1 protein-coding gene is annotated in these 661 nt (G+C 72.3%); it reads right to left on the bottom strand.

The window, feature by feature from the left end:
• Positions 1-661 (bottom strand): Rossmann-fold NAD(P)-binding domain-containing protein (locus tag RT2_RS24925; protein ID WP_503826521.1); only part of this gene is annotated, 661 nt, incomplete at both ends.

Raw genomic sequence — 661 nt, 5'->3', positions numbered from 1 at the left:
CAGTCGCCTCCTTGCGGGTGACGCACGCGGCGGCGAGCACCTCGTCGTCGAAGTCCGGCGCAAACGCGCCGTTCTCGTCGAGCATCAACTCGATCAACGCGTACAGGTTCTTCGAGTACAGCTCGCTCGAGTGCTCCGGCATCGTCGCCGGCAGGTTCAACGGGGAGCAGATCGTGACCCCGTGCTTGACGGCGGTCCGGCCGGGCTCGGTGAGCTCGCAGTTGCCGCCGGTCTCCCCCGCCAGGTCGACGATGACGCTGCCGGGCTTCATGCCCTCCACGGCGGCGGCGGTGACCAGGCGCGGGGCCGGGCGGCCGGGGACGAGCGCGGTGGTGATGACCACGTCGAACCCCTTGATGGCGTTCTCGAGGGCCTGCTGCTGCTGGGCCTGCTCGGCCTCGGTGAGCTGGCGGGCGTAGCCGCCCTCACCGGCGGCGTCGATGCCCAGGTCGAGCCACTGCGCACCGACGGAGCGGACCTGGTCGGCGACCTCGGGGCGCACGTCGTAGCCGGTGACCCGGCCACCGAGCCGCTTGGCGGTGGCGAGGGCCTGCAGGCCGGCGACGCCGACGCCGAGGACCAGCACGGTCGCGGGCTTGACGGTGCCGGCGGCGGTGGTGAGCATCGGGAAGTACCGGGTGGACTCCGACGCCGCCACGAT

This window comes from Rhodococcus tukisamuensis NBRC 100609 (genome assembly GCF_001894985.1).
Taxonomy (GTDB): Bacteria; Actinomycetota; Actinomycetes; order Mycobacteriales; family Mycobacteriaceae; genus Rhodococcus_G; species Rhodococcus_G tukisamuensis.
This window is presented reverse-complemented; position numbering and strand designations above follow the sequence as displayed.